12 protein-coding genes are annotated in these 14,464 nt (G+C 59.8%); 6 read left to right on the top strand and 6 right to left on the bottom strand.

Features of this window, described 5'->3' with window-relative positions; all coding sequences use genetic code 11:
- The first annotated feature begins 16 nt into the window (after positions 1-16).
- Positions 17-790, top strand: a complete 774-nt coding sequence (locus GOW56_RS02580) for a 3-hydroxybutyrate dehydrogenase (RefSeq protein ID WP_171204850.1) — start codon at positions 17-19, stop codon at positions 788-790.
- 64 nt (positions 791-854) lie between these two features.
- Positions 855-1,880 carry a patatin-like phospholipase family protein gene (locus GOW56_RS02575; RefSeq protein WP_171204849.1) on the top strand — a complete coding sequence of 342 codons (1,026 nt, stop codon included), beginning with the start codon at positions 855-857 and terminating at the stop codon, positions 1,878-1,880.
- On the opposite strand, the gene GOW56_RS02570 is transcribed toward GOW56_RS02575, so the two are convergent.
- From GOW56_RS02570 to GOW56_RS02560, 3 genes are all read right to left on the bottom strand, one after another.
- A complete protein-coding gene (locus GOW56_RS02570) occupies positions 1,881-2,558 on the bottom strand; it encodes a DUF502 domain-containing protein (RefSeq protein ID WP_152458130.1) in 678 nt (225 codons plus the stop codon).
- 64 nt (positions 2,559-2,622) lie between these two features.
- On the bottom strand, positions 2,623-3,534 hold the full coding sequence (locus GOW56_RS02565; RefSeq protein WP_171204848.1) for a pseudouridine-5'-phosphate glycosidase: 912 nt from the start codon (positions 3,532-3,534) through the stop codon (positions 2,623-2,625).
- Entirely contained in the window at positions 3,531-4,424 is an 894-nt protein-coding gene (locus GOW56_RS02560; protein ID WP_152458128.1) for a PfkB family carbohydrate kinase, read from the bottom strand. Before GOW56_RS02560 ends, GOW56_RS02565 begins: the two co-directional genes overlap by 4 nt.
- Before the next feature lie 171 nt (positions 4,425-4,595).
- Here GOW56_RS02560 and GOW56_RS02555 point away from each other — a divergent pair, with 171 nt between their 5' ends.
- Positions 4,596-5,738 (top strand): HupE/UreJ family protein, encoded by a 1,143-nt coding sequence (locus GOW56_RS02555; protein ID WP_171204847.1) that lies wholly within the window; start codon positions 4,596-4,598, stop codon positions 5,736-5,738.
- Here the strand turns inward: GOW56_RS02555 and GOW56_RS02550 are convergent.
- Positions 5,735-6,355, bottom strand: coding sequence for a thiamine phosphate synthase (locus GOW56_RS02550; RefSeq protein ID WP_171204846.1), 621 nt, complete (start codon positions 6,353-6,355; stop codon positions 5,735-5,737). The two genes, GOW56_RS02555 and GOW56_RS02550, sit on opposite strands and share 4 nt — an antisense overlap.
- A gap of 155 nt (positions 6,356-6,510) precedes the next feature.
- Here GOW56_RS02550 and GOW56_RS02545 point away from each other — a divergent pair, with 155 nt between their 5' ends.
- Genes GOW56_RS02545 through GOW56_RS02535 form a run of 3 tightly spaced genes read left to right on the top strand, consistent with a single transcriptional unit; the run spans position 6,511 to position 9,933 of the window.
- Complete coding sequence (locus GOW56_RS02545) at positions 6,511-7,254, top strand: RNA methyltransferase (RefSeq protein WP_170344120.1); 744 nt, start codon at positions 6,511-6,513, stop codon at positions 7,252-7,254.
- Positions 7,255-7,313: 59 nt separating this feature from the next.
- On the top strand, positions 7,314-8,462 hold the full coding sequence (gene ctaA, locus GOW56_RS02540) for a heme A synthase (RefSeq protein WP_171204845.1): 1,149 nt from the start codon (positions 7,314-7,316) through the stop codon (positions 8,460-8,462).
- Position 8,463: 1 nt separating this feature from the next.
- Entirely contained in the window at positions 8,464-9,933 is a 1,470-nt protein-coding gene (locus GOW56_RS02535; RefSeq protein ID WP_171204844.1) for a carboxypeptidase M32, read from the top strand.
- A 962-nt stretch (positions 9,934-10,895) separates the two neighbouring features.
- On the opposite strand, the gene GOW56_RS02530 is transcribed toward GOW56_RS02535, so the two are convergent.
- A complete protein-coding gene (locus GOW56_RS02530; RefSeq protein ID WP_171204843.1) occupies positions 10,896-11,558 on the bottom strand; it encodes a hemolysin III family protein in 663 nt (220 codons plus the stop codon).
- Between the two features lie 131 nt (positions 11,559-11,689).
- Complete coding sequence (gene gyrA / locus GOW56_RS02525; protein ID WP_171204842.1) at positions 11,690-14,416, bottom strand: DNA gyrase subunit A; 2,727 nt, start codon at positions 14,414-14,416, stop codon at positions 11,690-11,692.
- Positions 14,417-14,464 lie beyond the last annotated feature (48 nt).

Raw genomic sequence — 14,464 nt, 5'->3', positions numbered from 1 at the left:
TTAAGGGAGAATGGACATGAGCCTGTCCGGCAAAACGGCAATCATCACGGGATCAAATTCGGGCATCGGCCTGGGCGTCGCACGCGAGCTGGCCAAGGCCGGTGCCGATGTGGTTCTGAATTCCTTTACCGATCGCGATGAAGATCACGCGCTGGCCGCGCAGATTGCGAAAGAGACCGGAACCAATGCGCGCTACATCAAGGCCGACATGTCCAAGGGCGAGGAATGCCGATCCTTGATCGAACAGGCGGGGTCTTGTGACATTCTGGTGAACAATGCCGGGATTCAGCATGTCTCACCGATCGACAAATTCCCGGTTGATAAATGGGATGCGATTATCGCAATCAACATGAACTCGGCCTTTCACACCACGGCGGCCGCGTTGCCAATGATGCGCAAGGCGGGTTGGGGACGTGTGGTGAACATCGCCTCGGCCCACGGTCTGACGGCATCCCCTTTCAAGGCGGCATATGTTGCGGCCAAGCACGGTGTGGTTGGAATGACCAAGACCGTAGCGCTGGAAACAGCGCAGGAGCCGATCACCTGCAACGCCATCTGCCCGGGATATGTGCTGACGCCGCTGGTCGAGTCCCAGATTCCCGACACGATGAAAGAATACAACATGAGCCGTGAAGACGTTGTGAAGAACGTTCTTTTGGAACGGCAACCGTCCAAGGAATTCGCCACGGTCGAGCAACTGGGTGGAACGACTATCTTTCTGTGTTCGGACGCGGCCGCTCAGATCACCGGAACCACAATTTCCGTCGATGGTGGCTGGACCGCGCTTTGAGGTTTTGCGGGGGCGCTGCCCCCACACCCCCAGAGTATTTTGAAAAAGATGAAGGGGTTGCGGCATGAAGCGGATCAATCTGGCTTTGCAGGGGGGTGGGGCGCATGGGGCGTTCACCTGGGGTGTGCTCGACCGGCTGCTGGACGAGGAAGACATCGAAGTCGCTGCCATTACCGGAACTTCCGCAGGGGCGCTGAACGGTGCGGCCTACAAGTCTGGTATGGTTCATTCCGGGCGCGAAGGTGCACGGGCGCGCCTGGACGGGTTGTGGAAGCGCATGGGCGCTATTGGCGACATGCGCTTTGCCAACTGGTTTCGCGGCCTTGAACCGGCGGCCATTGCGCAGGCGATGGAATATTCGGTGCCGTTTTCGATCGGGGATGCCTGGTCGCGGATGGTGTCGCCCTATGCGTACGGGCCGTTCTACAGCAACCCTTTGAAGCCGGTGGTGGACAGGTTCAATTTCGACGAGGTGTGCGCAGATGAAGGCCCGCGCCTGTTTGTGTGTGCCACTTGCGTACGCAGCGGCAAGATCCGCGTCTTTACCGGCGACGAAATCAGCACCGACGCCATCCTGGCCTCGGCCTGTTTGCCGACCCTGTTCAAGGCGGTTGAGATTTTCAATCCGAAGACAAACCGGACCGAAGCCTATTGGGACGGAGGGTATACCGGCAATCCGGCGCTCTATCCGCTGTTCAACGTTGATTTGCCGGATGACGTGGTGATCGTGAACATCAATCCGCTGGAGCGCGACGAGGTTCCGATCACGCCGCAGCAAATCCAGAACCGGATCAACGAGATCAGCTTCAACTCATCCCTGTTTCGCGAGTTGCGGGCGATCAGCTTTGTCCAGCGGTTGTTGAAAGAAGGCAAGCTGACGGCCGGAGAGATGAGCCGCGTGCTGGTTCACATGATTGCAGATAACGAGTTGATGAACAGCCTGTCTGTTGCCACCAAAACCGTGCCCAATCCGGTCATTCTGCATAAGTTGAAACAGGCCGGACGGAACGCCGCAGACGGTTTTCTTGCCAACCATAAGGACGATTTGGGTCAGACCAGCACAATTGATCTGCCTGCGATGTTCAGCTGATCACTCGGGAGGCTGTGTCGGGTCTTTTCCATTCGGGTATACAAGCCCCGCCGAAATCACCAGTTTGGCGGCGTCTTCGATGCTCATGTCCAGCAGGATCACGTCTTCTGCGGGGAAGAACAGCAGAAACCCAGATGTCGGGTTAGGTGTTGTGGGTACGAACACGCTCAACAGCTCGCCTCCGGTTTCGGCGCGTTGGCTGACCTCACCCTTGGCGCTGGTCGAGACAAAGCCGATGGCCCAGATCCCGCGACGCGGGTACTGGATCAGGCAGGCTTTTTCAAAAGAACGCTCCGTCTGGGCAAACACCGTTTCCGAGATTTGCTTGATCCCGGAATAGACCGAGCGCACGACGGGCATCCGATCAACAACGCTTTCGGCGAAGTGGATCAGGGAACGGCCCAGAATGCCCTTGGCGATCCAGCCGACCAGAACGGTGAAGATCAGGAAGATCACCACACCCACACCGCGCAGGTTGATGCCCACGTATTGTTCGGGCTGGAACTGTTGGGGCACCAGCGGCAGGACCGCGCTGTCTATCCAGCCGACCACCGACCAGATCAGCCAGACCGTCAACCAGACAGGCGCAATGACCACGATGCCCGTCAAAAAGGACGCGCGCAGCCGTGAAAGCATGCCCGGGCGGCGGTGAGGCTCTTCGTCGAAGGGTGTATTCATTGCGGTTCCGAATGGTTTCCGGATTTAGGTAGTCAATCCACGGCCTTGGTACAATAGGTTAACGTCACCTCTGTTTGACGAGCGCTTGCGCGATCTTGGCCGCCAAACGCGCATTGTTTCGAACAAGGGCGATGTTGGCGACCAATGACCGGCCTTCGGTCTTTTCAAAGATACGTTGCAGCAGATAGGGGGTCACGGCTTTGCCGGTGATGCGATGGGCATCTGCATCTGACTGGGCTTCGGCGATGATGGGGGCCAATTCCTCGGCCGGGATTTGATCGGCGGCTGGAATCGGGTTCGCCACCAACTGCCCGCCGGGCAGACCCAGCGCGCGGCGGGTCGTGTGGGCTTTGGCGATGGCATCGACACTGTCCATGCGCAGGGGCGCGTTTAAGGGCGACTTTGCCGACCAGAACGCAGGAAACTCGTCCTGGCCATGTGCGATCACAGGCACGCCCAGGGTTTCCAGAACCTCAAGCGTTTTGGCGAGGTCCAGGATGGCCTTCGCCCCGGCTGCGACGACGGTCACTGGCGTATGCCCAAGTTCGTGCAGATCGGCAGAGATGTCGAAGGTGGTCTCGGCCCCCTGATGCACGCCGCCGATACCGCCGGTGGCAAAAACCTCGATCCCGGCATAATGCGCGGCGATCATCGTGGCAGCGACCGTGGTGGCTCCGGTACCACCGGTCGAGATGCACGCCGCCATGTCCGCGCGCGAGATCTTGGCAACGCCTTGGGCCTGACCCAGCCATTGCAGCTGATCCTGCTCTAGCCCGACATGCAATTTGCCTTCGATCACGGCCATGGTTGCAGGAACCGCACCCGCATCGCGGATGTCCTGTTCGACCTGTGCCGCGACTTCGATGTTCTGCGGATAGGGCATCCCATGGGTGATGATGGTGCTTTCCAGCGCGACGATGGGCAGGCCCGCGTCTTTGGCGGTGCGGACCTCGGCAGAGTATTGGATGTCGATCACAGTGGGGTTTCTCCGGAAACGTAGGTTGCAGCGGCGTGCAGAGCGCGGGTCAGAGCCTCGTCACTGGATGCACCGCCGGATTCTGAGGCGATATGGGCCGCCATGAAGGTATCCCCGGCACCGGTCACGCGGGTGACCAGGACGGCAGGGGGTGTTTGCGTCAGGATTTCTGTCGAGCTGCCGATGGTTGCCGAATTGCCGCCGTCGGTGACCAGCACACGCAGCGCGCCGCGATCCAGAAGGCCTTTGGCCGCGGATTCGGAATCGGTGAACTCGCGCTGACACAGGATACCGGCCTCTTCGAGGTTCACGTACAGTGTGGCGCGGGCGTGTTTCAGGAACGGCAGCAGTCGTTCGGCCTTGCCCGGCGATGCCGGTGCCACGCGCAGATCCGCACGCGCAAAAGCAGGGCTTTGGGCAATTTCTTCCAGCAGGTCCAGTGTCAGATTGCCATCCAGTGCGATCGGGCCCTCAAATGGTGCATTCTCATAGCCCAGAGGCCCGTGCATCAAGGGATGCAGTATTTTAGCGCCTGCGGCCTCCAGCGAATGCGCGTCGGCAATCGCCGCGATCAACCCGTTCGCACCTTCGACGGCCATATAGCGGTCTGTCGGCAAATCCTGCGACCGATAGATGTGATCCGTCACCATGCCGAGGCGCGAACAGGCATGGACAAGCTCGTCGCCTTCGGGATCGCGGCCAATGGCGGTCAGCAGGGTGGGTGTCATGCCGAACCGAACCAGTGTCATGGCAATGTTCATCGCAACGCCGCCGGGCAGGCGGGTGATCCGGCCCGGCACGTCCGAGCCCTGTCGCATGGCGCTGGCCGATCGGCCGATCACGTCCCACAGGACCGAGCCGATGCACAGGATATTGGTGTTCTGAGTCATAGGGGACGTCATGCCGCAGCGGTGTTGCCCGTGCAAGCCGGAACGTCATCGCAACAAGAGATTCCCGACCGGCCTGGGTCGATATCGCCTTTGGGCTTGCGATCCGTGGTCTTCGCGGGAACAATCAAAAGCAATGATTGGTGATTATATTTTCCTGTTGGAGCGTTTCGTATGAATGGCCCTGTCTTCCGTGCCATCCTCCGAGCCCTCAATACCTGCGCCCTGAGTTTTATCGTTCTTCTGACCTTGCATCCGGGATCCGTAAAGGCGCAAACGGCCCCGCCGACGGTCATTGATTTCTGGGTCAAGGATGACACTCTGTTTCTTGAGGTGAAACTGAACGCCGAGGCCATGCTGGTCGGTACCGATCCGACACAACCCGACGCTTATTCCGGCAATTCAAAGTACCGATCTCTGCGGCGAATGGTGTCGTCGGAACTGGAACCGCAGATCAGAAATTTCGTTCAGGTCTTGAAGCAGAACCTTGTGGTCGAAGCGCCTGAACGCCTGGACCTGTCTTATGAAGGTGCGCGCATTCCCGTTGTGGGGGATGTGGAAAAAGTGCGTGTTTCCAAATTGTTGTTGACCGCACATTTGTCGGATCAGGCATCGAACCTGCGCCTGACCTGGCCGTTGCAAGGCGGGTCGGTCGTGCTTCGCCAGCAAAAGGTTGTGGCCCCGTATACTGGCTTTCTGGCGGCCGGAGAAATCAGCCCGTTGATCCCGTTGCAGGGGGGGGCGTCGTTGACGACCGAGCAGACATTGCAGACGTTTTTGGCAAAGGGGATCAGCCGGTTTGTTCAAAGCCCCCTCAAGCCAACCATCGTTGTTCTGACGCTCGTGATGCTGACGCTGAGCCTGCGGCCTGTGATGTCTCAGGTGGCGTTTTTGGCAGCAGGGGTTTTTGTCGGGCTCGGGTTGGACATGTACGGCGTGTTGGACCTGCCGGAAAGCTTGCAGGATCAGGCCTTGGTGGCTTCGATCATCATTCTGGCGCTATGGAACCTGGTGGCCCGGCACTTGCAGGTCTGGCGCCTGCTGGCCGTGTTTGCCGCAGGCTGTGTTTACGGATTGGCGCTGGCTTCGGATTTGACAAAGATCGGGGTGCCGCCCGATCATCTGGCCCCGGCTGTTTTGGGGTTTGGCGTCGGAAATCTACTGCCTGTCGGCTTTGTGGCTGTTGTGGCCTTTGCCTGCGCGCTTTTGGTTGCAGGCGGGTCACACAGAAAACGAGGCCGGATTTCGGTTCTGGCCTCGATGCTGATCGCCGGGATCGGCGTGTATTGGATGGCTGAACCCTGGTTGCTGGCTTAAGACATTGCCGCCCTCAGCCTGTCCAGCGCACCCAGCGGGTCGTCATCGCCCCAGATCTCGCCCCCGATGCCGAAGAAATCGGTGCAGGGGGCCAGATCGCCGATCAGTTCGGGCGTCAGGCCGCCTTCGGCCACGACCGGGACTTCGATCATCTCGGACCACCATTGGAACAGATCCTTTTCGGCGCGGGTTCCGTCGCCCAACGTGGCGGTGCCCACGGGGCCAAAGGCCACATAATCCGCGCCATGTTCACCCGCCGTCATGCCGTCATGGCTGGACGCGCCGCAGAAGCTTCCGACGATCGCGTCCGCACCCAGTTCCTTACGCGCGGCACGGACCGAACGTGCGCCGTCATCCAGGTGCACCCCGTCCAGCCCCAGACGTTGCGCCAGTAGCACGTGGTTCGAGATAACGATGGCCACGTCGCGGGCGTGGGCAACCTCGCGGCAGGCATCAGCAGCACGGGCGATGCTGTCTTCGTCGTTGCCAGCCAGCGCCAGGCGGATGCAGGCGATCTCGGCCCCGTCCAGAACCGATGCCAGTTTGGCGGGGAACGTGCTCAGCTCGATGGTCGGAGGCGTGATCAGGTAAATCTGCGGCTGCTCGGGGGTGTCCATGGGCGCGTCCTTCGGCTTTTGGTCTTTGGCGCGGTTTAGCGGATTGCGGCGGGGAAGCAAACTTTTATGGCTGAGACCACGCAAATTCCAGCCCCAGCGCCTTGCCCTGCAAGAGCCTGCCGATTACAGCAGGCCAAGTTTTCATAAGGTGAACCATGCCCAGCGACAAATCCCAGCCTTCCTTCGTGCTTGTTCGCCCGCAGATGGGTGAGAATATCGGTGCCGCGGCCCGGGCGATGTGGAACTTTGGACTGGACCGGATGCGCATCGTGGCGCCTCGCGACGGCTGGCCAAACCCCAAGGCAGTGGCCATGTCCAGCGGTGCGGGCCGGTTGCTGGACGAAGCGCAGCTGTTTGACGATCTGGCCGGATCGCTGGCCGACAGCACCTTTGTCTTCGCCACCACTGCTCGGCAACGCGGGTTGACCAAACCCGTCTACAGCCCCGAGCGTGCCATGCAGATCGCCGCCGAAAAGGTCGCGGCGGGTGAAAAGGTTGCGGTTCTGTTCGGCCCCGAACGCGCAGGGTTGGAGAACGAAGACATCGCCAAGGCAAACGCAATCATCTCGGTGCCCGTGAACCCGGAATACGCGTCGCTGAACCTGGGCCAATGCGTCTTGCTGACCGCTTACGAGTGGATGCGCCAGACCGGCGACGTGGTTCATGAATCCACCGATCTGGGCAAGGGGGACTGGGCCACGGGGATCGAGGTCGAGAAACTGGTCGAACACTACGAGGACCGGCTGGAAGAGGCCGGGTTCTTCTATCCTCCCGAAAAGGCCGAGGGTATGAAGATCAACCTGCGCAACCTGTGGTCGCGGATGCGGATGACGCGGGCCGACGTGCAGATGCTGCACGGGATCATGCGGCAGATGGTCCGCTGGAAAGACAAAGGCTGAGGCTGGACCTATCTTCCACCAAGCCCTAGCTTGCGACGAAATCAGGACATGAGGACAGCATGAGCGGTAAGCGCAGCATCTTCGAAGAGGTCTCGGAAACCGAAAAACAACAGGCTGTTCAACCCGGTATGATCGACCGGGGGCGTGGCGGTGCGCGCAAGGCAATCCGTGCCTGGCTGATGATCCTGTTCGCTTTGGTCGTGGTGATGATCGCTGTCGGCGGTCTGACGCGGCTGACTGACAGCGGGCTGTCGATTACTGAATGGCGCCCAATCACCGGAGCCGTTCCACCGTTGAGCGAGGCAGACTGGCAGGCCGAGTTCGACAAGTACAAGCAGATTGACCAGTGGCGCATTCAGAACCAGTGGATGCAGCTGAGCGACTTCAAAACCATCTATTGGTGGGAATGGGGGCATCGCCAACTGGGCCGCGTGATAGGGCTGGTCTGGGCCATCGGTTTCCTGAGCTTCCTCGTGGCCCGCAAGATACCCACGGGTTGGACCGGCAAGCTGCTGATCCCCGGCCTTCTGGGCGGTGTGCAGGGTGCTGTCGGCTGGTGGATGGTCGCATCGGGTGTGACGCAGGGCGAGGGGATGACCGCCGTCGCCAGCTATCGCCTGGCCACCCATCTGGGGCTGGCATTCGTAATTCTCGGGTTCCTCGCCTGGTATATTTTCGAGCTTGGCCGGGAAGAACGTGACCTGATGCAGGCGCGTCGCATGAAGGAAGCGAAACTGTTCTCGTTGTGCACCGGCCTGATGCATTTCGCCTTTTTGCAAATACTCATTGGCGCGCTTGTCGCCGGGATCGACGCTGGACGGTCTTATACCGATTGGCCGCTGATCGGCGGGCAGCTGCTGCCGCCGGACGCCACCGCGTTGGAGCCGATGTGGCGCAATTTCTTCGAAAGCCCGGGGCTTGTGCAGTTTATTCACCGCTGCGCAGGTTACCTGTTGTTCATCTTTGCTATTGTCGTCTGGCGCCGCGGCAGCGCCAGCGCGCATCCTCAGACGCGCTTCGCCTTCAACGCGGCTTTCGCGGCCCTGTCGTTGCAAGTTGTCGTCGGCATTGTGACCGTCGTCTACGGAGCACCGTGGCAGATCGCCATCTTCCACCAGTTCATGGCCGTCGTCGTCTGGACCCTGATCTTGCGCGCGCGGTTCCTGACTGCTTATCCAATCGCAACATCTGTGCGCGGAGTAAAATAACATGACCGCTTTCGACGAACTGATGGCTTTTCAGCGTGAAACCTCGGCACTGGGCCAAATCGCTGGGCGATTGGGTTGGGATCAGGAAACCGTCATGCCGCGCGGGGCCTCGCCTCAACGCGCCGAGGAAATGGCGGCGATCGAGGCCGTCCTGCACGCGCGCCGATCGGATCCGCGCGTGGCAGAGTGGCTGGATCAGGCCGCGCCTCAGGATGAAGTCGGAAAGGCGCAGCTGCGGGAAATCCGGCGCGCCTATGATCGGGCGGTCAAGGTGCCCGCTGATCTGGCCACGGCGATTGCCCGGACCACGTCCGCCGCACAGGGAACATGGGCACAGGCGCGCGCGGACGAAGATGTCTCGGCCTTCCTTCCTGTACTGGAAGAGGTCGTATCGCTGAAGCGTCAGGAAGGCGAGGCGCTGGCACAGGGCGGAGACGTCTATGACGCCATGGTCGAGGATTATGAACCCTGTACGACTGGCGCTCAGATCGCGGCCATTTTCGATGAGATGCGCCCACGTCTTGTGGCCTTGCGCGCGGCCGTTCTGGAACGCCCTGAACCTGCCGCGCTGACCGGAAGCTTTGACGAGCTGACCCAGATGCGGCTTACGCAAAAACTGGCGGTCGCCTTCGGCTATGGCCTCAACAACGGCCGTGTCGACAAGGCGGTTCACCCGTTCAGCTCGGGTTCGGGCCTGGATGTGCGTATCACAACGCGAACCAGCGAAACGGACCCGTTCAACTGCTTTTATTCCACCATTCACGAGGTCGGCCACGCGGCTTACGAACAGGGGATCGACCGCGACTACCTGCTGACGCCGCTGGGGCGCGGCGTGTCCATGGGTGTGCATGAAAGCCAAAGCCGGATCTATGAAAACCAGCTTGGCCGTTCGCGTGCGTTTACGGGATGGTTGTTCGATCAGATGAAAGACGCATTCGGCGATTTCGGAATTGCCGATGCAGATGCTTTCTACGCTACCGTCAACCGGGTTCACAACGGCTATATCCGCACCGAAGCTGATGAAGTGCAATATAATCTGCACATCATGCTTCGGTTCGATCTAGAGCGCGCTTTGATGGCCGGGGACTTGCAGGTCAGCGAGCTGGAAGCGGCGTGGAATGACCGGTTCAAGGCCGACTTCGGTTATGCGGTCGACAAACCGTCGAACGGCTGTTTGCAGGATGTGCACTGGTCGGTTGGACTGTTCGGTTACTTCCCGACCTATTCGCTGGGCAATGTCTATGCAGGATGTCTGTATCAGGCACTGCGCGGCGCAGTTCCTGAACTGGATGAGCAACTGGCAGAAGGTGACACAACAGGCGCAACCGCTTGGCTGCGCGAACACGTCCAGCAACATGGCGGGCTTTATGCGCCACGCGAGATTATCCAGAGGGCGAGTGGAGTAGAGCCGGGGCCCGAACCTTTGCTGGACTATCTAGAACAGAAGTTCAGCGGATTGTACGGGCTGTGACGTCATGAATCGGTAGCCGATTGGTAAGGTTTCTTGCCATATACGCTGCAACATTGGCTTTGGCTTGAATACTCAAACCAGCGCGACGTGCAAAAAGTTTTCACACCTGTAACAAGCACAGGAATTCGGGCGCGCGGGTATTTCATGTATGGTTTCTGGGTGACAACCCAATGTCTTGCGTCCGAAGGGCGAATGACCATGTTCAACCGTGATTTTTCTTCATGGATCTCGCGGAACGGCGCAACGGGTGCTTCAGAGTGTGTTTCCTGTCACACCGGTACTTGAACGCCGGTAGGCCAGCGTCGTTCCGACCACGCTGGAAATTGAGCACCAGAATGGCCGGGGCACAGGCTGGGTTTGGAGTGACTCTCACGATAGGCGCGATGTTTCTGAATTCATTGCCAAATACGCTTGAGGAGGTGTTGGCACGATTCCCCATTGATCTGGCACAGATCGTAACCACCGGCCATTCCCGCGGCGAACCGGAAAAGTGCGCATCAACAGATTTCGACATGTATTGCCGCCATGGCTACGACAGCAGAGGTTCCCTTCGCCATACCCGGTTCTGATTGGTCTGATCCAGGATTTATAGGCGCCGTGGAAGCCACGCTAAAGTTCAGGGCTTCTGCGAGTTTTCAAGAGGACCAAGTTTTTTGAGCAAGAAGGCTATGATCAGCGCATTCCTAGGGACTGTGAGGCCGGTTTGAATATTTCGGTTATCGGCTATGAAATCGGGCATGGCGTTCCAAATGGCTGCAGCGATGTGATGCTTGACTGGTTTGAAGCGGTGAATGCTTTGGGCCAGAGCGCTGCTAGCACAAATCCGATCACGTGAAGATCGATAGGAGCCTGCGATATATGAAAGTCAGATTGTTTTTTGATTTCACACTGAACGCTGATTTTGGGTGGCGCGTCCTTTCATTCTGCCCAAACACTTGCCGAACAAACATGCACAGATTGACCTAAACCACTGGCACCAGTTCAATCCGGGTCGCTACGGCTGCAAAGAACAAAACGCTGCCGACCAACACAAATACGTGCCAGATCGTATTGTGGAACGGCAGCCAATCCAGCAGGTAGAAGGCGACCCCGGCCGTGTACACGAGCCCTCCGGCAATCATCAGCGTGACGATTGTGGGGGACAGGTCTGCCAACATGGATTGCCCGGCCCAGACCACCGCCCAACCCATCAATAGGTATAACGCAAGCCCGAACCAGCGGAACCGGTTTGGGTCCAGCATCTTGAGAACCGACCCAAGCGTTGCCGAGGACCACAACCCGAGCAACAGCCCGGGGGGCTGAGCACCGGACAACAGTAGAAACGGCGTATACGTCCCTGCGATCTTGACGTAGATGCCAGAATGATCAAGCCGTTGCAGAAACCCGCGCCATTCCTCGCTTTCGATCATGTTGTACAACGCAGAAAACGTCAGCATGAGTATCAACGTCACCCCGTAAACCGACGCGCCCAGTACCGCAGATTGATCATACCGGTAATTGATGGTCATCGTGATCAGCAGGGGAACCGCAATCAACGCACTCGAGACACCGAGCACATGGACCACCCCGTCGCTGATACGTTCTGTGCGGCTGTAAGCTGGTCGGATATGTGCAAAAGACCACATATAAAAAAGCTAGGCGTCAGAATGGCTTTGGGCAAGCGGATCATCCCGAGAGCTATCGATATCGTGATCCAGAATGACAAAACGCCCGCAGGGCGAGCGTTTTGTTTCAGATCCGTAATTGAGCGTGAGGGCTATTCTTCGGTTTCCTCATCACCCTGATCGGCGATCCGGGCGACGCTGACGACCTCTTCGCCCTTGCCGGTGTTGAACACCTTGACCCCGCCGGCACTGCGGGACCGGAACGAGATGCCGTCGACCGGAACCCGGATCGACTGACCCTTGGAGGTGGCCAACATGATCTGGTCGTCGATTTCGACCGGGAACGAGGCCACCAGCGGGCCACCCCGCATCGCCTTGTCCATTGCCATCACGCCCATGCCGCCACGACCACGCACCGGATAGTCATGCGACGAGCTGAGCTTGCCCGATCCTTTGGCCGTGATGGTCAGGATCAGGTTCTCGGCCGCCGACATCTCGGCATAGCGTTCCTGCGGCAGGATGCTGTCGGCATTGCCGCCATCCTCGTCGGCTTCGGTGTCATCGGTCACGCCGGCCATCAGGCGACGCATCTTCAGATAGGCGGCGCGCTCGTCCGGGGTGGCCTCGAAATGGCGGATCACCGACATCGAGACCACGCGGTCGCCCGCGTTCAACCGGATGCCGCGCACGCCGGTCGATTTGCGCCCCTTGAACACCCGCACGTCGGTTGTGGAGAAACGGATCGCCCGGCCGGAATTGGTGACCAGCATCACATCGTCATCGTCCGAGCAGATGCGCGCGTTGACCAGTTCCACGCCCTCGGGCAGGTCCATCGCGATCTTGCCGTTGCGCTTGACGTTGGTGAAGTCGCTCAGCGCGTTGCGGCGCACGTCGCCGGCGCTGGTGGCGAAGACGATCTGAAGGTTTTCCCATTCCTCATCCGGCACATCGACCGGCATGATCGCCGCAATGGAAACGCCGGCGGGAATCGGCAGGATGTTGACAATCGCCTTGCCCTTGCCGGTGCGCCCCGACTGGGGCAGGCGCCAGGTCTTGAGTTTGTAGACCATCCCGTCGGTGGTGAAGAACAGAAGCTGGGTGTGCGTATTGGCCACGAAGAGGGTGGTAACCACGTCCTCCTCCTTGGTCTGCATGCCCGACAGCCCCTTGCCACCCCGCTTTTGCGCGCGGAAATCGGCAAGCGGCGTGCGCTTGATATAGCCGCCCGAAGTCACGGTCACGACCATGTCTTCGCGCTCGATCAGGTCCTCGTCTTCCATGTCGCCCGACCAGTCGACGATCTCGGTGCGGCGCGGTACCGCGAATTGTTCGCGGACGCTGCGCAGTTCATCAGCGATGATGCCCATTATGCGTTCGCGCGAGGACAGGATATCCAGGTATTCCTTGATCTTTGCGGCCAGGTCTTCCAGCTCGTCCGTGACCTCTTTGACGCCCAGTTGCGTCAGGCGTTGCAGGCGCAGGTCAAGGATGGCGCGTGCCTGAACCTCGGTCAGGTTATAGGTGCCGTCGTCGTTCATCTTGGACAGCGGATCGTCGATCAGGCGCAGATAATCCGCGATGTCGGCGGCCGGCCAGCGCCGGGTCATCAGCTTTTCGCGCGCCTCGGCCGCGTCGGCCGAAGACCGGATCGTGGCCACGACCTCGTCAACGTTCGAGACCGCCACGGCCAGACCGCAGAGGATATGGCTGCGTTCCCGCGCCTTGCGCAGGTCAAAGGCGGTGCGGCGGGCAACGACATCTTCGCGGAAATCGATGAAGCTGGTCAGGAAACGGCGCAGGGTCAGCTGCTCGGGGCGGCCGCCGTTCAGCGCCAGCATGTTGCAGCCGAACGAGGTCTGCATCGGCGTGAAGCGGTACAGCTGGTTCAGCACCACCTCGGGCGTTGCGTCGCGTTTCAGCTCGACCACCACCCGTACGCCGTTGCGGTCGGATTCGTCCTGAACGTGGCTGACACCTTCGATGCGCTTTTCGCGCACCGCTTCGGCGATCTTTTCGATCATCGAGGCCTTGTTCACCTGATAGGGGATTTCATCCACGATGATGGCATAGCGATCCTTGCGCAGCTCCTCGACGCGGGTCTTGGCGCGGATGATGACGCTGCCGCGGCCTTCCAGATAGGCCTTGCGCGCGCCGGAACGGCCCAGCATCACGCCGCCGGTGGGGAAATCGGGGCCGGGGACGTATTCGATCAACTGCTCGGACGTCAGGTCCGGGTCGTCGATCAGGGCCAGCGTCGCGTTAACCACTTCGCCTAAGTTGTGCGGCGGGATGTTGGTGGCCATGCCCACCGCGATACCGCCGGCGCCGTTGACCAGCATGTTGGGGAACCGCGCGGGCAGGACGGTGGGTTCCTTGTCCTTGCCATCGTAGTTGTCCTGGAAATCGACCGTCTCTTTCTCGATATCCGCCAGTAGGGCGGCGGCGGGCTTGTCCATCCGCACTTCGGTGTAACGCATGGCCGCCGGGTTGTCGCCGTCCATCGAGCCGAAGTTGCCCTGACCATCCAGCAGTGGCAGCGACATCGAAAAATCCTGCGCCATCCGCACCAGCGCATCATAGATCGCGCTGTCGCCGTGGGGGTGGTACTTACCCATCACGTCACCCACCGGACGGGCCGATTTGCGATAGGCCTTGTCATGGGTATTACCGGTCTCGTGCATCGCATAGAGGATGCGCCGATGCACCGGTTTCAAACCGTCGCGCAGATCGGGGATCGCGCGGCTGACGATGACCGACATCGCATAGTCCAGATAGGACGTGCGCATCTCGGATTCGATCGAGACCGTCGGGCCGTCATAGACAGGGCGCTCGGGCGGGGTTTCATCCATGTTTTCGGGGATTTCTGGCGTATCGCTCACGTAAACTGCCCGTATTTTGTGCTGGGTCTATATCTTGTGGATGCACCT

It is taken from the genome of Ruegeria sp. HKCCA0235A (assembly GCF_013033235.1).
Taxonomy (GTDB): Bacteria; Pseudomonadota; Alphaproteobacteria; order Rhodobacterales; family Rhodobacteraceae; genus Ruegeria.
Note: the sequence above shows the minus strand (reverse complement) of the source record. Positions and strands in the feature narration are given on the sequence as shown.

Bases quoted from the DNA above. Each gene is read 5' to 3' on its own strand.
- GOW56_RS02580 (WP_171204850.1), top strand. From the start codon at position 17: ATGAGCCTGTCCGGCAAAACGGCAATCATCACGGGATCAAATTCGGGC.
- GOW56_RS02575 (WP_171204849.1), top strand. From the start codon at position 855: ATGAAGCGGATCAATCTGGCTTTGCAGGGGGGTGGGGCGCATGGGGCG.
- GOW56_RS02570 (WP_152458130.1), bottom strand. From the start codon at position 2,558: ATGAATACACCCTTCGACGAAGAGCCTCACCGCCGCCCGGGCATGCTT.
- GOW56_RS02560 (WP_152458128.1), bottom strand. From the start codon at position 4,424: ATGACTCAGAACACCAATATCCTGTGCATCGGCTCGGTCCTGTGGGAC.
- GOW56_RS02555 (WP_171204847.1), top strand. From the start codon at position 4,596: ATGAATGGCCCTGTCTTCCGTGCCATCCTCCGAGCCCTCAATACCTGC.
- GOW56_RS02550 (WP_171204846.1), bottom strand. From the start codon at position 6,355: ATGGACACCCCCGAGCAGCCGCAGATTTACCTGATCACGCCTCCGACC.
- GOW56_RS02545 (WP_170344120.1), top strand. From the start codon at position 6,511: ATGCCCAGCGACAAATCCCAGCCTTCCTTCGTGCTTGTTCGCCCGCAG.
- ctaA (WP_171204845.1), top strand. From the start codon at position 7,314: ATGAGCGGTAAGCGCAGCATCTTCGAAGAGGTCTCGGAAACCGAAAAA.
- GOW56_RS02535 (WP_171204844.1), top strand. From the start codon at position 8,464: ATGACCGCTTTCGACGAACTGATGGCTTTTCAGCGTGAAACCTCGGCA.
- GOW56_RS02530 (WP_171204843.1), bottom strand. From the start codon at position 11,558: ATGTGGTCTTTTGCACATATCCGACCAGCTTACAGCCGCACAGAACGT.